The organism is Candidatus Njordibacter sp. Uisw_039 (assembly GCF_047730075.1).
Taxonomy (GTDB): Bacteria; Pseudomonadota; Gammaproteobacteria; order Pseudomonadales; family Balneatricaceae; genus Njordibacter.
This window is the reverse complement of the sequence record NZ_CP159831.1, coordinates 2,834,245-2,856,736: the sequence shown is the minus strand read 5'-3', so window position 1 is coordinate 2,856,736 and position 22,492 is coordinate 2,834,245. Positions and strand designations below refer to the sequence as shown.

At 44.8% G+C, this 22,492-nt stretch carries 21 protein-coding genes; 5 read left to right on the top strand and 16 right to left on the bottom strand.

Annotated features, from left to right (window positions below; genetic code table 11):
• The first annotated feature begins 59 nt into the window (after nt 1–59).
• Complete coding sequence (locus ABXT70_RS13660) at nt 60–2,087, top strand: CocE/NonD family hydrolase (protein WP_443641013.1); 2,028 nt, start codon at nt 60–62, stop codon at nt 2,085–2,087.
• A 27-nt stretch (nt 2,088–2,114) separates the two neighbouring features.
• On the opposite strand, the gene ABXT70_RS13655 is transcribed toward ABXT70_RS13660, so the two are convergent.
• From ABXT70_RS13655 to ABXT70_RS13635, 5 genes are all read right to left on the bottom strand, one after another.
• The gene (locus ABXT70_RS13655) at nt 2,115–3,092 is read right to left on the bottom strand and encodes a dipeptidase (protein WP_443641012.1); all 978 of its coding nucleotides are present in this window, start codon (nt 3,090–3,092) and stop codon (nt 2,115–2,117) included.
• Entirely contained in the window at nt 3,089–3,994 is a 906-nt protein-coding gene (locus tag ABXT70_RS13650) for a PhzF family phenazine biosynthesis protein (RefSeq protein WP_443641011.1), read from the bottom strand. Before ABXT70_RS13650 ends, ABXT70_RS13655 begins: the two co-directional genes overlap by 4 nt.
• Before the next feature lie 75 nt (nt 3,995–4,069).
• Nucleotides 4,070–5,119, bottom strand: coding sequence for a quaternary amine ABC transporter ATP-binding protein (locus ABXT70_RS13645; RefSeq protein ID WP_443641010.1), 1,050 nt, complete (start codon nt 5,117–5,119; stop codon nt 4,070–4,072).
• A gap of 13 nt (nt 5,120–5,132) precedes the next feature.
• The gene (locus ABXT70_RS13640; protein WP_443641009.1) at nt 5,133–6,164 is read right to left on the bottom strand and encodes an ABC transporter permease; all 1,032 of its coding nucleotides are present in this window, start codon (nt 6,162–6,164) and stop codon (nt 5,133–5,135) included.
• 73 nt (nt 6,165–6,237) lie between these two features.
• Nucleotides 6,238–7,212: a glycine betaine ABC transporter substrate-binding protein gene (locus tag ABXT70_RS13635; RefSeq protein WP_443641008.1), complete on the bottom strand. Its 975-nt coding sequence runs from the start codon at nt 7,210–7,212 to the stop codon at nt 6,238–6,240.
• Nucleotides 7,213–7,713: 501 nt separating this feature from the next.
• Here ABXT70_RS13635 and ABXT70_RS13630 point away from each other — a divergent pair.
• Entirely contained in the window at nt 7,714–7,998 is a 285-nt protein-coding gene (locus tag ABXT70_RS13630) for a hypothetical protein (protein ID WP_443641007.1), read from the top strand.
• A 114-nt stretch (nt 7,999–8,112) separates the two neighbouring features.
• Here ABXT70_RS13630 and ABXT70_RS13625 read toward each other — a convergent pair whose 3' ends face one another.
• The 3 genes from ABXT70_RS13625 to ABXT70_RS13615 all read right to left on the bottom strand — a co-directional run bounded on the left by ABXT70_RS13625 (nt 8,113) and on the right by ABXT70_RS13615 (nt 10,443).
• Nucleotides 8,113–8,610 (bottom strand): helix-turn-helix domain-containing protein, encoded by a 498-nt coding sequence (locus tag ABXT70_RS13625; RefSeq protein ID WP_443641006.1) that lies wholly within the window; start codon nt 8,608–8,610, stop codon nt 8,113–8,115.
• Between the two features lie 380 nt (nt 8,611–8,990).
• On the bottom strand, nt 8,991–9,665 hold the full coding sequence (locus ABXT70_RS13620; RefSeq protein ID WP_443641005.1) for a gamma-glutamylcyclotransferase family protein: 675 nt from the start codon (nt 9,663–9,665) through the stop codon (nt 8,991–8,993).
• Nucleotides 9,666–9,762: 97 nt separating this feature from the next.
• Nucleotides 9,763–10,443, bottom strand: a complete 681-nt coding sequence (locus tag ABXT70_RS13615; protein WP_443641004.1) for a glutathione S-transferase family protein — start codon at nt 10,441–10,443, stop codon at nt 9,763–9,765.
• A gap of 481 nt (nt 10,444–10,924) precedes the next feature.
• On the opposite strand from ABXT70_RS13615, the gene ABXT70_RS13610 reads away from it, so the two are divergent.
• Complete coding sequence (locus ABXT70_RS13610; RefSeq protein WP_443641003.1) at nt 10,925–11,746, top strand: TauD/TfdA dioxygenase family protein; 822 nt, start codon at nt 10,925–10,927, stop codon at nt 11,744–11,746.
• A gap of 138 nt (nt 11,747–11,884) precedes the next feature.
• Here ABXT70_RS13610 and ABXT70_RS13605 read toward each other — a convergent pair whose 3' ends face one another.
• The 7 genes from ABXT70_RS13605 to ABXT70_RS13575 all read right to left on the bottom strand — a co-directional run bounded on the left by ABXT70_RS13605 (nt 11,885) and on the right by ABXT70_RS13575 (nt 19,790).
• Complete coding sequence (locus ABXT70_RS13605) at nt 11,885–12,715, bottom strand: Brp/Blh family beta-carotene 15,15'-dioxygenase (RefSeq protein ID WP_443641002.1); 831 nt, start codon at nt 12,713–12,715, stop codon at nt 11,885–11,887.
• On the bottom strand, nt 12,708–13,829 hold the full coding sequence (locus ABXT70_RS13600; protein WP_443641001.1) for a lycopene cyclase family protein: 1,122 nt from the start codon (nt 13,827–13,829) through the stop codon (nt 12,708–12,710). The genes ABXT70_RS13605 and ABXT70_RS13600 overlap by 8 nt, the downstream gene beginning before the upstream one ends.
• Complete coding sequence (locus tag ABXT70_RS13595) at nt 13,813–14,733, bottom strand: phytoene/squalene synthase family protein (protein ID WP_443641000.1); 921 nt, start codon at nt 14,731–14,733, stop codon at nt 13,813–13,815. Before ABXT70_RS13595 ends, ABXT70_RS13600 begins: the two co-directional genes overlap by 17 nt.
• A gap of 3 nt (nt 14,734–14,736) precedes the next feature.
• The gene (gene crtI / locus ABXT70_RS13590) at nt 14,737–16,236 is read right to left on the bottom strand and encodes a phytoene desaturase family protein (RefSeq protein WP_443640999.1); all 1,500 of its coding nucleotides are present in this window, start codon (nt 16,234–16,236) and stop codon (nt 14,737–14,739) included.
• Entirely contained in the window at nt 16,233–17,195 is a 963-nt protein-coding gene (locus ABXT70_RS13585; protein WP_443640998.1) for a polyprenyl synthetase family protein, read from the bottom strand. The genes crtI and ABXT70_RS13585 overlap by 4 nt, the downstream gene beginning before the upstream one ends.
• Before the next feature lie 96 nt (nt 17,196–17,291).
• On the bottom strand, nt 17,292–17,990 hold the full coding sequence (locus ABXT70_RS13580) for a bacteriorhodopsin-like (protein ID WP_443640997.1): 699 nt from the start codon (nt 17,988–17,990) through the stop codon (nt 17,292–17,294).
• Nucleotides 17,991–18,533: 543 nt separating this feature from the next.
• The gene (locus ABXT70_RS13575; RefSeq protein WP_443640995.1) at nt 18,534–19,790 is read right to left on the bottom strand and encodes a M24 family metallopeptidase; all 1,257 of its coding nucleotides are present in this window, start codon (nt 19,788–19,790) and stop codon (nt 18,534–18,536) included.
• A 355-nt stretch (nt 19,791–20,145) separates the two neighbouring features.
• On the opposite strand from ABXT70_RS13575, the gene ABXT70_RS13570 reads away from it, so the two are divergent.
• Nucleotides 20,146–21,063, top strand: coding sequence for an alpha/beta hydrolase (locus ABXT70_RS13570; protein ID WP_443640994.1), 918 nt, complete (start codon nt 20,146–20,148; stop codon nt 21,061–21,063).
• Between the two features lie 115 nt (nt 21,064–21,178).
• On the top strand, nt 21,179–21,316 hold the full coding sequence (locus ABXT70_RS13565) for a hypothetical protein (protein ID WP_443640993.1): 138 nt from the start codon (nt 21,179–21,181) through the stop codon (nt 21,314–21,316).
• On the opposite strand, the gene ABXT70_RS13560 is transcribed toward ABXT70_RS13565, so the two are convergent.
• The gene (locus tag ABXT70_RS13560; protein WP_443640992.1) at nt 21,317–22,285 is read right to left on the bottom strand and encodes an agmatinase; all 969 of its coding nucleotides are present in this window, start codon (nt 22,283–22,285) and stop codon (nt 21,317–21,319) included.
• Nucleotides 22,286–22,492: the final 207 nt, after the last annotated feature.

Below are 22,492 nucleotides of genomic sequence, written 5' to 3'. Positions count from 1 at the left end.
TGTCAAAGTCTGTTTGGTGATGGTGGCACTGTTTGGTGTTGTTAAAGGGTCCACGGCTCATGTTTCCTGATATGAACTCTCCCGAGTTGGTTATAGTATCAGACACTCCATATACTGTTATTGACCAACCCACAGAATGGATTTCTGTTTCCAAAGACATCCAACTGGCGGCACGTTTATGGCGTCCAGATATTACAGTACCTGTTCCAGTTGTGGTCGAGATCATTCCCTACCGACGTCAAGATGGAACACTGCCAATTGACGAGCGCATGCATCCCTATTGGGCTGGTCATGGCGTGGCTACTCTACGAGTGGATCTTCGCGGCTGCGGAGATTCAGATGGAATTCTGGAAGACGAATATCTAAAGCTTGAACAAGATGATGCGATCGCTGTTATCAAATGGGCTGCAAAACAGCCCTGGTGCAACGGCAATGTTGGAATGACAGGCCTTTCCTGGGGTGGTTTTGCGGCGTTACAAGTCGCTGCACGTAGGCCAAAGGCTCTGAAAGCAATCATTGCAATTGGTGCTACTGTTGATCGCTACAATGATGATGTACATTATAAGAACGGCTGCCTTCTGAACGAAAACTTTGGTTGGGGTACGTCATTAACAGCCTTCACGTCCCGCCCACCCGACCCCTCTGTTGTTGGTAAAAAATGGCGCTCTATGTGGCTGAACCGACTGGAGAACCTTAAGTTTTTTGCTGTTGAATGGTTTCAACATCAAACCCGAGACGACTATTGGAAGCATGGTTCCATTTGCGAAAATTTTGACGCCATTGAAATACCAGTAATGATTATAAGTGGCTGGAATGATCTTTATGTTAACGCGTTGCCTGCCTTAATGGATAATCTCAAAGGACGTTGTCATGCAGTCTGTGGTCCTTGGGCACACCACTTTCCACATCTTGGCACACCTGGGCCATCGTATGATTATCTTGGGTCATCTCTGGCGTGGTGGCGCCAATGGCTTAGCGACGAACCGGCAAGGCTTGGAACAGAAAAAACGCATCTCACCTTCATCAAAGACAGCTCAATGCCCAATCCTTTTGTGATGACAGTGGCAGGTAGATGGATAGACGATCAAACTTGGCCACTACCCTCCAACACCATGTCACACCTATATATGGCAAAGGCTGGTCTCACCAGCAAGGCTGTTGATGCTCCCCCAGTTCAGATCCATAGCCCAGTCGACACTGGCGCGATGGCAGGAGAGTGGGTACCCCATTGTTCTGGCGCAGAAGTTGCCGGTTGCCAACGGCTAACTGACGCACAAAGTACTTGTTTTGATGGTGACATTCTTGATCAAGCCATTGATGTTTTTGGTTGCCCAGAAATTACAATATCATTACAGTCAAACTCAACAACCGGGCATTTAATTGTGCGCTTGTGTGATGTCGCACCAAGTGGCAGTTCAGAACTTATTTCGATAGGGGTCCTTAATTTAACCCATCGGAACGGCAACGAAAATCCAATTCCGATGCCAGTAGGAGAAACTCAATCACTGCAGCTAAGACTGGACTACGCTGGGCATAGGTTCCTCCCTGGGCACAAAATACGCATTGCCTTATCAACCGCTTATTGGCCATTTATCTGGCCCGCTGTCGAAAATCCAGTTTTAACACTTGCCAAAAAACCTGCCTGTTTATCTTTGCCAGGCCGTCAAAAACAAGAGGAAGGCTCTGTTCAAGTGAACCCACCAATAGCACCACCTGCTTCAGCACTTACTGAGAAACGGGTGCCACAATCTAAAAGGCAAGTTACACATGATATGCATCAGGGTAAGACAAGTCTGACAATTAGAGATGACCTCGGTGAAGTTGTCTTTGAGGCGCACGGTTTAGTGACTTCAGCAGTTAAATACGAAAGTTATGAAATAACCGCTGGTGACCCGCTATCTTCTCAGGCCCGTTTTGGCTGGGAATTTGAATATTCTCGGGACGATTGGGCGGTTCGGACGGTTACCGAAACACAATTGATGTGTGATCATTATTACTATTTTCTTACCGCGACAGTCCGAGCCTATGAGCAGGGTAAGCAGGTGTTTGAACGGACCTTTGACCACAAAATTGCCCGTATGTGCTGACGAATTTGTCGAATACAATGCGGGGCCTCAGTGTATCCAACTCGCATGGGCGACACGGGTAAAGTTTCCACCCAAAATACCTCCAATTTCAGACTCAGAAAGACCTCGTGCCTGCATGCCCTTCACTAGGTCTGGAATCTTTGATGGACCGGCATGTTCAATGTTAGGTGTATCGTATTGTTGGCCTTTGGGCCAGTAATCTGGCCGCGCTCGCAGGATAGCACCAAGATCAACGGAAACATCTGGAGTATAATCAAAGCCAAGCCCGACATGAGCTGGCCCAGCCAGATCAATTAGACGAAATAAATGGATTAATAATGACTCAGAGGTTGAGTCGTTGTTACCAACAAAAATTGCGAGTCCATTTAAACCTATAACACCACCTTTAGCAGCGCAGGCTTTAATCTGTTCATCTTTGATATTTCTTTGATGTAGCCAAACTGACGTTGGATTGGAATGTGAAAACACTACAGGCGTCCTTGAACGCTCAATCAGGTCCATGCTAGTTCGGTAGCTTGTATGGCTTGCGTCCACTATCATCCCAACGCGGTTCATTTCAGTCAAAATATCGATGCCAAACTCAGTCAGGGTAATGTCGACATCATGGCAGCCACCGGCTGCTAAGTTGTTTAAGTTGTAGGCAAATAGCATCTGACGCACGCCAAGGGTGTGATAAACTTCAACCATATTAATATCACCTCCCAACGCATTCATGCCTTCGATATCAAAGCTTATGGCAAGGCGCCCAGTGCGATGCGCATGATCTATATCAGCAAGATTTCCAGCCAATAAAAATCTATCGGAATGCGCCAGCAACCAACGCCGATAGGCAGCAAGCGTCGCGAACGTTTCATCACGTGACATTACGTCAAATCCAACATTGACGCTCAGATAATTGACACCGTCTTTACGCCAGTCCTCAAGGATATTAAGGTCCATGTCTGGTGATGGAAACAGTCCTGCATGAGCGTCCCAAACGAGAATTTCTTGCAACGTCTTTGTCATAAGGAATCCAGTTTAACATTGAGCATACCGTCGACGATCAAGCTGGCTAAACCACCCACCTGCAATCGAATAATATGACCACCTTGTGTTTTGATCCGTGTTGTCACACGGCTGGGGCGGCCAAGTTCTATTCCTTGTTCAGCCCGGACCTGCAAGCTTCCGTCATCACTTGGCTGAACCAGCCCTTTTTGTAAAAGATAGGTCGATAGAGCTGCATTTGTGGTGCCAGCCGCAGCTGATTCAGCCACGCCAACGGCTGGACAAAAATCCCGTACGTGAACATTGCAAGTTTGATCTACGACCTCGGTTGAAAAACTAGCCACTGTGTCCAATCCGTTGGATACACAGAACTTAGCAAGGGCTGAAAAATCAGGCTGAAGTTTGCGCATCGCGTCAAGATCACGCATTGGAAGGCAGAGGTGAATAAAATCGCCAGTGGCGACTTCTGGTGGCAATTCGTTAGACATGTCCTCAATACTAACACCTAATATGCCAGCCAGTTCTTCCAGATCGATTTTCACTGCTGCAAATTGTGCTTCTGCAACATCCAACATAACTTCTACTCTTCCTGCCTTCGTCCGGCGACACTCCACTGTCGCCTCCCCTTTAGGCAGATCAAGAACCGCCTTGTACCACCCATTGCCCTCACAGGGTAATAGTTTTTGTGCAACCAGTTGCGTTATCAGACAAACCGTCCCATGCCCACACATCGGTAACTCCATGACAGTAGAGAAAAATTGGACCTTAACCCTGTTATGGTTGATGGCGTTTACAAACACAGTGGCTGGCGCTCCAATTTCACGTGCAATTCGAACCCGATTTGGGATGGAGATATCTGAGGCATGCAGGACAATAGCCGCCTGGCTACCGGAATATGGCACATCAGTAAAGGCGTCATACATCGAAAAAGGGACATTCGACGGCTGTTTGATCAATCGGTCTTGGATATTCATAAAAAATCCACACCTTTTGTCTGTCTATAACGGTTGGTGTTCTGCTGCCGACACTCTAGGAACCAGGGCTTTAACCAGATCCTTCATGTCAATCTGACCAATTGGGATTTCTCCTTCGACAACCCTAAAATTATACGATGTATTGCCATCAGAGAGGGTGATTAGAGATTCTAGAGTATCGTCTGGGCCGACATCGCCCGCATAGGTGATTTCCTGGTTCAAAGGCGTCATGACAGAACGGACCCGCAAAACACGCGCACGGTTAATGTCGCTTACAAAAGCCTCAATGTAGGGATCAGTTGGTGTTGTTAAAATGCTCTGGGGCTCGCCCTGCTGAATAACTGCACCATCTTTTAGAATAACGAGGTGGTCAGCCAATCGAAGGGCTTCATCGAGGTCATGGGTGATAAACACGATGGTCTTTTTTAATTCTACATGTAACTCAAGCAGCAGCTTTTGCATATCACTGCGTATCAAAGGATCGAGAGCAGAAAATGCTTCGTCCATTAGCATGATATCCGAGTTTGACGTTAGTGCACGGGCAAGACCAACCCTCTGTTGCATGCCACCAGAGAGTTGATGCGGATAGTGATTTTCATAGCCACCAAGTCCCACCCTATCGAGCCAAACATACGCCTCCTTATGGCGCTCACTTTGACTTATGCCACGCACCTCCAATGCTAGTGCGGCATTATCAAGTACCGAGCGATGAGGAAGGAGTGCAAACTTCTGGAACACCATGGACATGCCTGTGCGGCGCTTCTCACGCAACGCTTCCGTCCCTAACAAGAGCGCGTCCTCACCATCGATCAGCACTTGACCATCAGTTGGCTCGATCAATCTGTTAATGTGGCGAATAAGCGTTGATTTGCCAGATCCAGACAGCCCCATTACCACGGTAATGGCACCCTCTCGAATATCGATTGAGATGTTTTCTAGACCCAACACATGGCCAGTCTTTGCAAGCAGTTCATCCTTTCCCATGCCTGCCTTGACCTGTTCCAGTGCAGAAGCAGGATCGGAACCAAAAATTTTATATAGATTACGAATTTGAATTTTGGGGGCCTGAGCCATTATAAGTACCTACCTATCTATATGTTTGACCGGAAGATACGCGGGCAATCGCCGCCTTTGACACTCGATCGAGAATAACAGCCAGCAGCACAATACCTAGTCCTGCGATCAGACCAACTCCCAATTCAAGATTACGAATACCCCGAAGTACAAGAACACCTAAACCAGGTGCAGAAACCAGCGATGCGATCACCACCATAGCGAGGCTCATCATTATAGTTTGGTTTACCCCCGCCATAATATTGGGCATTGCGAGCGGGATCTCAACCCCAAGCAGTTTCTGCTTGGGCGACATACCGAAGGCGTTGACCGCCTCAACAACATCTTGATCAACGAGCCTAATCCCCAGGTTAGTAAGCCGGATCACTGGCACGATGGCATAGACAATAATCGCAATGCCGTAGAGTTTTGGCTCAGTCACGCTGAACAGGAAGATCAGCGGGATCAAATACACAAATGTTGGCAGTGTTTGAAGCAGATCAAGCAATGGGATCAAGGCCCTTTCTAAGGGATTGGATTTGGCCATAGCAATTCCTATTGGGACCCCAAATAAAATACATATACCTGTACAGACAGTAATAATTGCAAGCGTTTGCAGTGCAGCATCTAGGTGATCTATAAATCCTAGAAACACAAATGATAGGGTTACGAAAGCTACGATATTGACCGAACGACAGACGTACCAGACCAACCATAATATCAACGGAATAATGATCCACCAGGGCGTAGTTAAAAAGCTGAACAAGGCGAATTCCAGAAGCCAAGACAGTGGCTGGGTAAGTGGATCCAGTACTGATTTCAAGACGTCTTTAATGTTAAGAAACCCAGTCTCTACTGCCGCTGTGAAGTCTCGTGACTGAGGAAATGAAGAGCACGCCTGATAGAGTTCATCCATCGACGGGAACGGAAAAACTGGCCCAGTGTTCGCAGTGTCTGGGTTGGTTTTAGCTAACAGGCTGGCCATCGATACGTTTGCACTACCGGGCTCTGCGTCACACCAAACCCTTAATCCTAGACCATTAAATAGGCTGTCATAATATGCCATTTTTTTAATTCTCTGAGCAAAATGAAGGCACACATGCTGTGTGCCTTCATTGGTTTACTGCATGTCGGATAGCCTACTGTAGGAGTGCCGAAAGCTTTCCGCGTGCTGCATCATTTACCCAGCCGCCCCAAACATCTTGTTGCGTTGATAGGAAGTAAGCAGCCGCTTCTTGTCCCGTGGCATTATTAGCATCTTGCCAAGCGAGAAGGCCATTCATCATCTTGTTGCTGAAAGACAGGTGGCGCATCAGGTCAGTTTCTGCTGGATGCGACAACTCAAAGGCCCCTGTGACCACAGTCGTTACAACACTACTTGGCCATGATCCAAGCTTAGGCGTATCGCATTCCAGATCAGCATTACAGGGATGTGCAACAGGATCATGAGGACCCAAATCCACTTGTGTCATGGGGTATTTTCCCAGAACCGTGCTGGGTGACCAATAGTAGCCAAACCATGGCTCCTGCGCAGTATAGGCCGAACCGATCGACGCAGCGAGGGTCTCGCCTGATCCATGGACAAAATCTTGAATACCTGCAGCCTCAAAGCCACCGGCCTTGGCCATTTGTGAAGCCACAACCTGACACGTCCAGCCAACAGGGCAGTTATGCATTCTGTTTCCAACCAAATCTGGGTTGGCTAACAAACCTTCGATGGTCAACAGCTCAGGATGAGCCTCTGCCAAATAGTCTGGGATCCACAGACCCTCAACACCGCCGTCTGAAAGAACTGGTGTCAATTCCTTGATCTTACCAGCTTCGAGAAGTGGCACGTAGGCTGGCGCAGAGTTTGTCCAGATTTCGGTCAGTATGTCTGGCTTACCAGTTTCCGTAACTGAAACCAGTGCCGGTGTAGATGCAGATGGTATGATTGTCACATCGCAGCCATATCCTTGTTCAAGCAAAAAGGTAGCGACCTGAGTCACAATGATTGCTGAGCCCCAATCCATTTCGGTAATAGATATTTCACCACACTCTTGGGCCTGTGCCGTTCCAGCAACCAAACTGGTTGCCAAGGCACATGAAAGTGCCAATTTTTTATTATTTTGCATAACATTCTCACTTTTTAGTTAGTCTACGAATACCCTACTTTAAGTTACAACTCTTCAACAGTGTTAGTGAATCAGCGTTGACTACAAACACTAAACCCTTTCACCAATGATTTTTTTTCACATTACCTTCAAAGCCTGAAGACTTTTTTAGACGGTACTATCAGTAACAAACTAAAAATAGCATAGCTTCAAGCCGATAATCAAATCCCATGACTATTACTTATTTTAAAAAATTACACTTCTATTCATAAAGGACATTTAATTTCATTTCAACGCTGAGGTAAAGTCAAAAAACAGTGGCCTATACGTAACGATAGCATCACACATAATTGAGTCTCTCGCAATTGGGTAGGCTCCGAGTATTGCAAAGCACTAACACAAGGACACTAAAACTCCCAATATACAGGAAGCGTCTAGCCGTTGCTTATTAGAGTGGCTGCACCGATTGTTAGTGATTACCGATTTAGAGTGGTAGGATTCTTACAGACGAACCGAGGATAAATGATGAAATGTAAAATTATTCTGGCGATGGCAGCTTTTATTGCCAGCAACGCTTTAGCCCTTGAAATCACTAACTACAGCACTCAAGCGGGGGGAACTCTTCACAATGTAACTGTAGCATTTGACGATTTGGACAACAGTGCTGAGGTTCGCTGCGTCATTAAAAAATTAGGCAAACCTGTTGGAATGAAGGATAAAGTTCTTAATGGGGTTGGAACAATGGTGATCAGGATTGATGGGGGAATAGATTCAGACACCTCGGTAGAATGCCTGACACTTCCATAGTTTTATTATCTATATTCTGTATCGAAAGTCACTGTCGAGAAGGGGTTATGAAAATGCATTTTGTTCCTCATCAATGCAGTGGTGGCTCCTGCCGAAGGTCAAGTCTATTGGCGGCTACAATGGATTGAGAATTATCCTTGGCTTCCTTCTCTGCAACTCTTGTTTAACTTTTTTTTGTTCCTCATCGATTGCATGCAGCACTTGAACTAAAGGTTGAAAATTATATAGGTTGGTCAAATTCCCATTATTATCTGGACTTTTTCTACGATGAACCCGGATGAATCCGGTCCAATCTTGGGGTAAGAGCCGCTCCAAGCCATTAGGCTTCCCATCCCGGTGTGATAGTGAGCGGATATTATTTTGAATTGTCTTCTCTGTTTTTCCCAACATTTTTGAAATTGTCTTTATAGATGGGTAGGCAGCGTGTGCGCCGTCCACCCAAAATTTCATCAGGGCTAAAAGCACATTCAATTCGGAAGAGGTAATTTGCAAACGTCCTTGATGTTCAAGCAACAAGTTAGGCACGGCTACCCAGCCACAGTCAATAACACCCTTATCCCATTTACGCTCTAACTGTGGCAACTCAAAGTTGTTCGTTGCTATTTTCTCCATCTAGCCCTCACGTAAAAAATGACGCCCTAAATCAGTAGGTTGGTATTTCACATCGTATAACTCATAGGTACCAATAGGGTATAGATAGTTATACCATATATAGCGAAATTATTTATACCCCAGTGGTCAATATTTTGGTAATATATAGCAACTAATATGCTGCCATACTGAGCCGTAAAACACATCTGAGGAATATGTATGCGAGATGGGAACCTAAAAAAATGAAAAAACTAGGAAACACGTACATCATTGAATGATTGGATGAAATGATTATAACGGCAGTTCAGCAGTTGCAACATTAAACTGCGAGAGAACTACACCATAAGATGTTACAACACACGCTAGGCTAAATATGTATCTTGGTCACACCTAGCAGTCACTTAGATCCTTATCATCCAGTCCAGCAATGATCTATTCCAGAGTGCCTTAACCAGACGATGACAATTATTTTCATAGTTGATGAGCAGTGGATGCAAAACTGAAGGCCAGTGATTTAAATTACGCACATACACGCCAGTTTGATTTTGAGGCTCAAGTTTTTTGAGAACTTCTGTTGCTGCCATGGAAACAATATACTGGTTAGGAACGCAATCCATGCCTCGATAAGCCGTTGTCAAATAATCCAGATATTCCTGTGTTGGTTTGAGATTATTGGAGGGCGTAACTGCTCGGTAAAAGTAAAACTGCGAACCCTGGTATTGTTGGAAAATTTTATCATGAACCTTTAAAAATGGCGCTCCTTCAAAATAGTCCATCCTTTTTGCATCACTTTCTCTGATCAGATACATCTTGCCGTAGACTCGGTCACCCATTGTGGCGTCCGCTGAGGCGTAACCGTGGTCCTTATAAAAACCACGCTGACTGAAATTTAATGAGGCATTTTCTAGAACGTAGTCGAAGGTTTCATAAAATGAGATACGCCTTAGGTTTAATATTTCAGGACTTAGATTAGCGCCGAAAGCAAAATAATAGATCCGCTTATCACTACAAGGTCTTATAAGCCTTAAAAAAATGGACCATTCAAACCCTAGTTTCCAGAAAATAATACGTAACAAAACTAACCGCCTTTCATGTCTATTAATATTCCCATCTGGTTGCTCCATGTTTTTGGGAGTTGTTAGAACCATATGACTGGATTACGGTCCGTTGGTGTTACGTTTGTTGCACTCCTGTGGGGTGAGCGATGCCGTCTATCATTAACTGTGGAGACTCGCCAACGCCGATTAACTCTGGCCGACCCTTCAAGTAGTTCTCCATTTTGGGTAGTTCTGTCATAGCTGCAGTAAAGGCTTCTAATCGCGGGAATTCTTTGATTAGCATTGGATCAAGTTGTTTCGATAAGTCCAAATGGTGAAAGGCAGCAAATTCCGCGGCCCTGGGCGTATTGTCTGTAAAGAACTTTGAGCTATTTTCCAGCAGGCAGTTCTGTAACTGTTGGAAGCGAGCAGACAAGGCTGGACGCATTGCATCTCTCTTTGCAACAAAATCATCTCCAACTGCAAAGTTTATCGTTGGGTTTAGTGGAGAAAATAGTTCTTGAGAACTTTGCAAAATAGCATCAGCTTTGGCAGCTTCTATTGGATTTTCAATATGGATACCTGCCTTTTTTTCAAGAAAATTTAAGATCGCAATACTTTGGCAGATTTGGTGCCTGCCATCCACTTCTAACATTGGCAGCTGATTGAAAACTAATTGTGATTTAGCATTGGCCCAAGTATCTCCAAAATACTCCCAAGCCATCACATAGTCATACTCAATTCCATTGCATCTCATCAGCATTTGAGGAGCTTCTGCTAGAGCGCGCATCTTAAAGTAAACGAGTTTCAAAGACATTTTTACATCCTCATAGTCCATAAAAGATTAACTGAAAAATATATCCTATGCAATTATCTACCATACCCCCTACTAAGCTCGGTATACATATTAAAAGCAAAAGGCTAGACATGGATTTACACAATCAGAAGTAGCTATAGGACCTCCAAAACAGCACCTCGAGATTACTAGTTGGTGCTGTTAATTGTGCTCATGGGTTTAAGATTGTACAAGTTATAAGTTGAAATCAGTGAAATAAAATTGCCTTTAGTTTTACTAATGTTTGTAGAGCTCGTTATTCAGTTAGCAACCAGTTGACAAAGTGTCGCTTTGCTGGCAGCGTATCCTTTGCGTTGATCTCTACTAGGTAATAGCCCCACTCAGAAGTGAGGCTGAATGAGCGCAAAGCTGTAAACTAGATCTTACCAAGTTTGATATTAGCTTGCGCTTTCCACGCCCTGTACCCTTTAAACCCAAAAACAATACTTGAGCATTAATGTAAATGAAAATTGAACAAGTGACCCCCGCTATAGGTGCCGAAATTTCTGATATTTGCCTCAATAACCTAACTCCAAAAGATTGTGATGAAATCTATGAAGCGCTCATAGTGCACAAGGTTATTTTTTTCCGTGATCAAAACCTCACACCAGATGGACACTTAACCTTTGCCAAAAGCTTTGGTGAGCCAGAGCCGCCTCACCCAATCTACCCAAGTATTGAGGGTTATGAAAACATTGTGTTGCTAAAAAGTGGTGCTGGTAGCAAACCAGACACTAATGATTGGCACAAGGACCTGACCTTTAAGCCAAACCCGCCGTTCACAAGTATTTTACATGCGATTGAAGTGCCTGATGTGGGTGGCGATACCATGTGGTCTAACACCAACGCCGCATACGCTGCGTTGCCTTCAATGTGGCAAGATTACTTAGCAGGCATGGAGGCTATCCATGATATCGGCACCTTTAGGAATGACCTGTATCTTAATGGGGGTATTGAAGCTGTAAACGATGGCCTTAAAAGCACTGGTTCTGCAGTGCATAAGATTGTTGATACCCACCCCGTGACTGGGCTCAAATACCTTAATATTAATCAGTCGTTTACGCGTCATATTATAGGTGAAGTTCAAGGCGAGAGTGACCGAATACTGCAATACCTCTACCAACATATGGCCAAGCCAGAGTTTCAGGTACGTTTGCGTTGGCGTAAGAATACTGTTGCCATGTGGGATAACCGCATTACCCATCACTATGCAATTTGTGACTACTTACCTAAAGTAAGGCACATGCAGCGGGTAACAGTTTTACACGATAAACGCGAGCATTAAGTCTTTCGGCTTGAGGTGTCTAGGCCCAATCACCTCAACTGTTTGGATGGCTTGGCACCGGCGCGCCATAAACTGCGGAATTGGTAACCCATCTTACAGTGGCCAGTTAACAAATCCTTTATGGAGGGTTATAGCTAGTCATAGCCATAGATTCTGCCTTTTTAGTTTGTCCGCCAGGTCAACTAATAACATATGTGGTACGGTAAGTGCAGCGAGACCAATAAATGTTATTTTTATCAGTGCAGTGGTTAAAGACTCCTGAAAGACCATAAAAATTACTAATGTGGTAATCCAGGCTATCAGACTATAGGCGACTGCTTCAATAAGACTTCGCCGGCGTTCACTTCCTTTATCAAGGCTTCTCCATATGCGCAATGTATGGCTGCGGCTATGCCACAGACAAAAATACAGGGCAAAGCTGATGAGTGGCGACAGAAACCATACCAATATTAATACTATTATTAGATTAAGTAATGGTTTCCGCCATACTGGGATTAAAACTGCATAGACAAAGTATGCAGCGAAGCATACAAGCCATGGTAAAAAAAGCATGCCGATAGCATTGATAAGCATATCTGCCCCCACATCACCCACTAAAAGAGTAAAAAGCGGTTGCACGCTGTCGGGCTGGAGATTAGGAATAGCAACAGGTACTAAACCGCCATGGGCGGTCAATGGCAGCCATCGATAGGACAGCTTTTTTGCAATGGTGGCTTGGGTATTAGCAATATCACTACTGCCAAAATGCAGTGCTGAAATTGTTAGGAATACTGATAAACCCAGCAATGGCCAATGCGACCAAACCCAAACTACCAAAGCTGCCAGAAAAATATAACTCAGATTAAACCCAAACCATGCAATTAAGCCCTTAGGCCAACCGATACGGCGTGCTACAGCGCCATCTAGGCCACCATGGGGTACGCCAATAAGCAGCACTGCGCTTATGGCGATTAGTTCCATATTAGTCATGGCTAAAAATTTGACTCAGAGCTGACTTTATAAACGGCCATTTGGGCATAGCTTGCATTACTTTTACCCATTCGAGAAAACCCGCGTCGCCAAGCATAAAAAGCGAAAATTGCTCAGCATTAAGGGCTTTAGCCGTCGCCATAAAAAAACTAACACCCTGATCTGGCTGTGCATTAAGAGCACGATTAAAGACCTTATCCATAAACATTAATAGCCTTGAAAATGGCTTCGGTACGTTGCGTTGACCTGCATTAATAGATTGTGCCAACTCCGCCATCTGCCTTTGAATAGTGCTAAAGGCATAACCAGAGGATAACCTTACGGCGCCACCATTGGCCCCAATGTTATTCACCTCAGGGTTATATGGCTGCTCTGTTGCCATTGAAATGACGCCATACTCCTCTCTCAATTGAGATTTGACCTGAATGTTATGCTCAGCAAGCCACCCTGTTATGGCGTTACGATACCAACCTTTATCTTCTAGATGGGTCGAAATCATAGTTGATTCCACTAGCAAATGACGATCTGAATAGGGCAGCACATAGATAAAGTGTAGCCCCCGGGATTGGTCGACGCGAAAGTCCATCAAAGTGGCGATATCAGCATTCTCCATAGGTTCTTTAAGGCTTATCTCCCACCCTAAAAAATGTTGGCGTAAACTATTCTCACCCATTGTGGGTGGGCGGCTATCATAAATAGTTTTAGCGCTATAGCGTTGACCATTAGCATTAAATTGACCACCATTACCCTTTGGCACTAGATTCTCAACTGGTGATCTAACTAGACTTGTGGATTTTTTTAAATTGGTTTCGCAGTGCTCTAGGTGTTTTTTTGCACTCAGGCAGGTGTAGCGATATTGATTGCTGTGGTGAATAATTTCGTCATTATGATCAATGATACGCCATCGATCCCAGCTACCTTGGATGGATTGGCTAAACTCTTTTAACTGCGGTGGATGTGCCCAAAAGGCCCAGCAACAATCTCGCTCAGCCGCAGTTTTTGGTTCAAACACTGTGGCCGATAAACCATTTAGTCTGGTCGCCAATGCCATACCTGAACTGCCGCCACCAATAATAGCGATATCTAGCTCTATAATTTTAGCTGGGATGGACACCGGCCAATCCCTGTAGATGTTGGTGTAGCTTAGTTTGATGGGGGGGGACCTTTTTTGGTCTTAAATCCGCCGTGCTGCGGAGGCTAAGTAGCACTTTTTCAACACCTGTTACCATTACACGGCCCTTCCACCAAGCCACTTTACGGCGTTTAAGTACCCAACCAATTTGGCGATAAACGCGCAGTGCTATGGCGATGGCTAGCCTTGACCTAAAGGGTAGCAGGCGTATGCCAAGCTGTGCACTGGCATAATACTGCTCTGACAGATCCAATAAACGGTCGATCGCTTGTGCCACTGGCTGTTGGCAATTAACACCTGCCTCTGCAATCTGTTCTGGGGTAAAATTAGCCCAACTAGCAGGTAGATAACGACGATTCATCTGTGCGTCTTCTAACACATCGCGGGAGATGTTGGTGAGCTGCATTGCAATCCCCAAGTCAATAGCGAAGCTGTCGGCGCGGGGTTCGTTGCAGTTCAGCACGCGGCACATCATCAGTCCAACGGTACCTGCAACAGCATGGCAATAGCGAAGCAATTCGGCTTCATCAATTACGGCTGTGGGGTTTTGGTCCGTAAGCATGCCACCGAGTAGTTCAGCAGCTGCACTGAGTGGGATATTATGTGTGTTAGCTAATTCAATAAACGCTTCAATTTCGGGTCCAGCAGCTACATTTTCACCAGCCAGACGTGCGCGAATATCTTCAAGTGATTCATGCCGGTCAGGAAGGTCACCATCTGCTAAATCATCAACATAGCGACAGAATAAGTAAAGTCGTGCAGCACGCTCGGCTAGGTCAGCACCAAGGAATTTGCTGGCCCAGTAAAATGATTTGCCATGGCGGGCGAGTATCTGCTGTGGCTGTGAATTATTAGAACGCAAATGGCTTGGTTTAGGAGTTGTCATAATTTAGCCACCCGAACCAACCTCAACACCTGTAAGGAGCTCTTCAACCACCTTAGCAGAGCTAACAACTCCCGGTAATCCAGCACCAGGGTGTGTGCCAGCGCCAACAAAGTAGAGGTTCGCCACTGCCTTATCACGATTATGAAATCGAAACCAAGCCGACTGAGTAAGCCGTGGTTCGATAGAAAAACCAGCGCCATGCATGGAACGGTAGTCTTTAGCAAAGTCTTCTGGAGTCATCCAAAACACCTCTTCGATCACAGAAGATAGGTCTGGCAGTATGGTCTCCTCTAAAGCAGTGACAATGCGGTCACGAAGCGCCTCACCTTCGGTTGCCCAGTTTACATTACCCTGCAGGTTTGGCACTGGACAGAGCACATAAAAGGATTCACAACCTTGGGGTGCAAAGCTTTTATCAGTAGCTGTAGGGCGATGCACATAGAGGGAAAAATCTTCACTCATGTGCTTGGCATCAAAAATTTCTGCCAACAGTTGTTTAAATCTTGGTCCCATCCAAATGCTGTGATGAGCAACATTGGGGTACAGCTTTTTGGTGCCAAAATAAAGCACATAGAGGCCCATACTATAATGTTTCTTTATACTTGGCAGGCGTAGCTTTTTCTTAGGTAAAAGATGTTGATAGCAGGTTTCGGGGTCACCACCAAACACAACAATATCAGCATTTGTTACTTGGTTATTATTGAGACGAACACCTGTCGCACGATTATTTTCAAGCATAATCTCATCAATATCAGCATTGAGTTGGATAGTTATGCCATGGCGTTCCATAAGTGAAGTCAGTTCTTCCACTAGCTTGCCAGTTCCACCCATACAGAAAAATACACCCCAACGACGTTCAAGATAGTGTATCAATGTGTAGATAGCAGTTGTCTTAAAGGGATTACCTCCTACCAACAGGGGGTGGATTGAAAATGCTTGGCGAATAAGTGGGTGCTTAAGATGGCTGTTAACCATTTGTGAAACAGTTTTATAGCATTTAAGCATCAGCAGGGCTGGCACTTGCTTGATCATGTCCCAGATGCGGGTAAAAGGCCTGTGCACTAATTGCCTAAAGCCCACATTATAGACTTTTCTAGACTTCTCCAGCAGCCTTAAATAACCATTTGCATCATCCGGATTAAACCGCCGAATCTCGGTTAACGTGTCTTCAATGCTGGCTCGGTAATCAAATTGGCTACCATCAGCAAAGTGAAACCGATAAAAGGGATCTAATGGTACAAAATCCAAATGGTCAGTGAGTTTCTCATCGAAAAGTTCGAAAAGCTCATCGAACAGGAATGGGGCAGTAATAACCGTAGGGCCTGCATCATGACGGTAGCCACCGCGTTCAAATACCTGTGCTCGCCCACCAAGGCTGCCCAAGCGTTCCATTAATGTAACGTCGTAGCCTATTGCTTTGAGTCTTAATGCTGTTGCTATACCAGCGAAGCCTGCCCCAATAACCACTACCGTTTTACCGGCTCCAAACGTTTTTGATGTCAAGCGATTTGCCCTTGGCGTTTTATTTCTGTTTTCTGTTTTACAGCAGCCACTAGGCCCTGGGTTACAGCATGTAATTGAATAGGCAATAAGCTCACTGACTGTTCGGCTTGCAATAGCCAGTAATCTACCAACTGATTGGCCTCAAGAATTACATCACTGGAGGCGATGCAGCGCTGCCAATGGGCCAGTTGTTCGGTATCTTCTGATTGATACCAGCGGACAAACTCTTCCCGATGTGTTCCTTGCTTGGCAAACAGACCAATCACTAGATTAGGTTTGCGGCCGTCAAGATCGCTCGAACGATGGCTTGATGGAATTATATCGTCAATATCATTGCGGCCCTGGTAGGCTAGGGCGCAGAGGCCTATAAGATGCTCCAGACCAATAATATCTGTGCCTAGGCCAGCGGCAATAGCCGCCCCTTTGATGGGAGCAATCAATAGTGGTGCTGTCTTGCCTTTTGCAATATGCTGCCACTCGCTTAACTTAGCGCACTGGCGTTGGGTGATATCAGATATTTGGCCGCTGCAGGTTTTTTGCATCGACTGAGCTAATAAGGCCACTTGAAGGCTACTATATTGTCTGTTCTTGGCACCAAGCTCGAAGGCCTTAGCAATCATCCAGTCACCTAGGCAGAGCGCCATATCGGGCCCAAAATGTTGATGGATACTTTCTTGGCCACGTCTATGGGTACTGGCATCACTGATGTCATCATGAATAAGGGACGCGTTGTGCAGTAGCTCGCAAGCAGCTGCCCAATGTAAATTATCTAATGTGTTTAGGCCTAGGGATAGGCCACTGGTTAGTGCCAGGTGAGCTCTAAAAAATTTGCCTGGGTTCTTAAAGTGATACTTGGCTGCTGCAGTCAAGCTACTTTGTGGGTGCGGCATTTCACGCTTGTACAGAGCGTTTAGCTCTGTTAGCAAATTCAAACTATTGGTAATTTTTGTTGGGGACATTAATCGTACCCTTATAAAGTGCTGATTATTTTTAGTATGCTAAAAATGAAGAGCCAGCCAGCACAGCTGGCTCTTCTAAACTTCAATCAGATCAAATTATGCTTTAGATTCTGAATCTGCTACTGCAGCAGCCCAGATAATCACACCAAATGCGATCTTGTTTATAAAGTCGGCTAGGTTATAAACTATGTTGAGTGTTGCTGCATCAGCACCGCCGGCCATGTAACCAAAGAAGTAACCAATTGGGTAGATAGACCAACCGATAGTTACACAGATAAGCATCCACTTGTAAGCCTTCTGAACGTTGGCATTTGAAAGCCCAGCATTAATCTGGCTAGCTTCACCTTTGAAGATCTCCCAAACGATGAATGCCCAACCGGCCAGTCCGAGGATAAAGGCTAAAGTGACATTCATCATGTCTGCCTCGCCAGCAAAGCCGAAGCCCAACATAACAATAGAACCGAGTAGCAATCTCCAGAATACACGAACCGGCACTTTAGTTACTGCAGAAAGAACCAAGTAGAATTCAACCATTAACAATGGCACGGTCAGAAGCCAGTCAATATATCGTAATTCTGTTGGAGATGTTCCCGTAGCTACCCATACATCACGCATGTAGAAGTAGTGAACTGCAGCAATCAACGTAACCAAGCCTGATACTGTCAAAGATGTCTTCCACTTTCCTGCAACACGATCGCGCTCTATGAAGAAAAAAGCTGTAGCCGCAACAAGCGCCATGGAAATTAACCAAAAAGACATGCCAACCGGATCGGCGGCCGTTAAGTTATAAGTCATTTTTAACCTCTAATTTAATACTGTTTTTATTAGTGCCCGCCTGCTTTTTATTAAGTAAACAGACATAGCACTACTTTTAAAGCAAATCTAGATCTTCATATTTTAAGAATCTAGGCTAAATAATTTAGCCCTTTTTTAACGGCTTAGCTTTGGAATTACATTAATTTTACAAAAGTTGACTTGTTCTTACAGGCGATTAGATTGGCTAATAGAGGCCAAAGTGAGCAACCACGTAAGAACCCTAAACGATCTATTAAAAAGACCTAGTTCTAGTGGGAAATGGATTGGGTACCAAGAGGAAAATTAAATATAAATGACGGTTTATTTGACCGTTTTGTTTTATAGAACATATAAAACAGTATTTATAAAAAATAGCTTATAAAAGGAAATGGTGTGCCCGAGAAACGGCACGTTTATTTCCTATGCGGCCTGTAAGGTTCGAACGAACTTACCATGTTTGTTGTAAAGATTTAAAATAGTCAAAAAATACTTTCCTATTAGTTTGGAGGTAATTATTTCACTATTTGATAGCGGGTTTAACAGTTAAATACTCTCCCAAGGGAAGCTATCAAGACGTTCAGCACCTGCTGCAGTGACAAGAACCTGTGTTTCTAATTTAATTGACTCTGTGCCTTTTTCAGCTATCAAACTTTCTACACACAGCACCATGCCGGGTTCAAAAGTTCCCGAAGTGACGCGCTCACTCCAGTCAATATGCAGTGGCACAACTGGCCATTCATCAGCCATGCCCACTCCATGAGCAGCTAAAGAATAACGATACTCAACATGCTTAGCTGGGATGCGCCAACTTTTTTCATTAAACTCCAAAAAGCTTACGCCTGGTTTAATCAGAGCCACGTTATGTTCAATTTGTGTCAAAGCGGTTAAATATAATCGTTTTTGTGTATCATTCATCGGTTCGTATCCACAAACCCAACTGCGGGATAAGTCAGCGCAATACCCATATGGACCAATCATATCAGTATCTAGGCTGATCATTTCTCCCCTCTTAACTTCTCTATCTGAACATTCGCTATACCAAGGGTTAGTGTTAGGTCCGGATGTTAGGAGCTTAGTTTCTAGCCAATCACCTCCAGAGCGTGCATTTTCAAAATGAAGGTGAGCCCAGAGTTCGCGCTCAGTAACACCAGGAACTGAGTGCTCATAGACCCGAGCCAATCCAGCCTCACATACCCGAATGGTCCAGCGCATCAATTCAATTTCGTCTGGAGACTTAATCGCTCTAGACAGTTCGGTAATCTCAGTTCCGTTAACAACGCTTACCCCAAGTTTAGTTAGTTGATGAACTGCATTAAGTTCCAATGTGTCTGCTGCAAGGCGTGGTTTTTGAGTGCCATATTGATGCAACAAATCAGTGATCTCAACGGCCCAATCCCTTAGAAATATTTCAGCCTTGTCCCCGTGGGACATATAGATGTACGAAATTGCCGTACGCACTTCATCTACCCCGGGCAGGCCATTTGCTAAATGTGCACACCCCTTAAACTCGAATAGAATCGCTGGGCCACCGTTTAAAATCAGCGCATAGCGTATTGCATTATGTGCGGTCCACACTTGCATGTTAGAGCTGTCGAATGCATAGCGAATATTAATTGGGTCATACAGAAGCAAGGCGTCAACATCAGCCGATTGCATTTGGTCGCGTAATCGTCCAAGCCTATATGAGCGTGCACAATCTAATACATCTGCTCGTATAGGTGAAATAAGAGGAAGATCTGCACCTTTTGAATTCAAATAGGTAGCCTTACGGTCATCTTTAAAGAAAGCGTATCTGGTCATGGCATTCCCCTATTTACCAACTTAGTGTAGCCGCCAACCATAGGCATGTCTAATGTTGTAATAAGTCTAAGGTGCTGTGGCTTAAGTGGCATTGCCCCTTTTGAAGCTTAGCTAAGCATGAAAATTTGCTGCAACACTAGCAACCTTTATAGCTATAGAATCGCATACAAAGCGATTTATGCCAACGGATAATGGTGAGCTACAGATCGAAAATAAAACCCACTCCCCCCAAAAATCCATAATGGACGTGCATGTTGGTAGGCTCTTTTGTGTCAGAGCATACTATTGTCTAGAAGTAATAACCTTTAGTTGTTAGGATCCATGCCAAGCCAATAGCTCAAGATTGAGAATAAATATGTTTTCAGAATATGCCAACATACAATTTACCTCTGGCCCGAATATATTGCGTGGTCGATTGTATGCTGCGCACAAGGGTGCATCAGCGCCTTGTGTAATTATGGCTCATGGCACATCGGCAACGATTTCAATGGCGTTAGAAGACTACGCTGTCGAGTTTCAAGGAGCTGGGTTAAACGTCATTGTTTATGATCATGCAGGTCTTGGAGATAGTGATGGCGTAGAACGACAAGTTATTAACCCTTGGATTCAAGCAAAGGGTTTTCGCGATGCATTTCTTTATACCCAAAATTTGACAGAGCATCATAATGGTCAGATTTTTCTTTGGGGTGATAGCTATGCCGCTATGTTGGTGCTTGTCGTTGGTGCATTCATTGAGGGACTTACAGGCATCGTTTCACACATTCCTGCAACAGGCATAACACACCTCCAATCTACGACATTAGAGGCTGATTTCAACAAATTGAAGACTATTTTCGAAGCTGATGATCTGAGTAATTTCGAAAAAGAAGTGATCGGGCCACTTCCTGTTGTTTCAGCTGATCAATTAAATACGCCTTCTCTCTTGCAGCCCATCCAGGCATTTTTATGGTTCATAACGCATGGAGGTCGTTTTGGTAGTAACTGGCAAAATTTGATTAGCAGGGTCACTGTGAAAACACCAGTTCCTTTTGCACCACAAATAACTGCTCCTTTTATTAAGGTCCCAACTATGATGTTGGTAGGGTCTAATGACGAGATGATACATTGTAATCCAGAGGTGCAGAAATCTGTATTTGATGCGATTCGTGCTCCAAAAGAATTTCACGAGGTGGATGGAGGACATTTTGGGTGCTTATATGCGGGCTCTTCACTATTCAAACAGGCTGTTCATTTGGAGATAGAATTTATGAAACGTAATAGCCACATAATCTGAATTTATTAAAGTAACTGAATAGTACTGAAACCGAATTAGATCTCAAGTATGAGTATTATCGACTAATATAAACAACCATTTAACCCAAACAACTGGGTACCCCAGACACAATTGCGTGTGCACATTTGTATATCACGATGATGATCCTGAAACCCCAACAGCTCAGCTAGTCGTTGTTATACAAGCTGAGTCTATGGATGTAGTCGGTGGATATATGGCAGCCAACGCAGATGCTATGGCTACTCAAGGATGACTAATTCTGGTTTTCACGTGCTGCACGGCCGTGGAATACATAGCCTATTAAATTGAGTAAAACCTGGGCAGCTAAAATGCTGGTGGTGCTGGATAAATCATAATCTGGTGCTACTTCACAAAGGTCTATACCTACTACATCACCTTTGTTAGCCACGCCTTGCAATACTTCCATCACCTCATAATAGGTAAAACCACCATGGCTTGGCGTGCCAGTACCTGGCGCGATGGACGGATCGAAGCCGTCTATATCAATAGTAATATAGTAATTCACACCATCGGGAATCAGGGCTAGTACACCCTCTGGCCCAAGCCTTCGCACATCTCGCACAGACAAAATGGTAGAGCCTACGCTTTCTGCTTGTTTATGGTCGGCACGATTGGATGAAGAAACGTTGCGTATGCCTAATTGAGTCATACCCGTGACATAGCCTTTTTCAGAGGCCCGACGAATAGGGTTACCGTGGCCGAATCGCACACCGTGGCGTTCATCTACAAAATCTAGGTGGGCGTCAATTTGAATAATATGGATAGGACCTTGATCATCAAAGGCTTGGATGCAGGGGGCATTAATAGAGTGATCGCCACCAGCTACCACGGGTAAAACCCCAGCAGCCAAAGCCTTTCGGACTGCGTACTCAATATTGGCGTGGCTCTGTTCGGTGTTGGTGTGAATCATATCAGCGTCACCCATGTCGACGATGTTCACACCTTGTAAATACATAGTGTCGTCTTCGTAGGAGTATGCACCGCCGTGGCCAAATGAAAATAGTGTTGAGGCTTCTCGTATAGAACGAGGCCCCATGCGCGCGCCAGAGCGCCATTGGGTGCCACAATCGTAAGGTGCCCCCATGAAGGCTACATCTGCTTTAATGTTGTCCCAGTCTTCGGCAATGGGGCTTTTTGCAAAGGTGCAAAAGCCAACGAAAGGTAAATTGAGCCGACCTTTTTCGTAATTATTTTCACTCATGAGAGGGGATGTCCTATAGCGGTGTTACGCGGTTTGTGGCAGGTAAGTGGGCCAGTAGGTATGGCCATGGCCGTGCTGGTGTTTACATAGAAGAAGGCTAACAATAGTCGCTTTGTATGGTGAAGACAAATGCATTTTTTCAATCTAGCGTTTCAAGTGAGCAACTACTCAACAGCCTGTATCTTGTATCAGCTAATTGGTACAGAT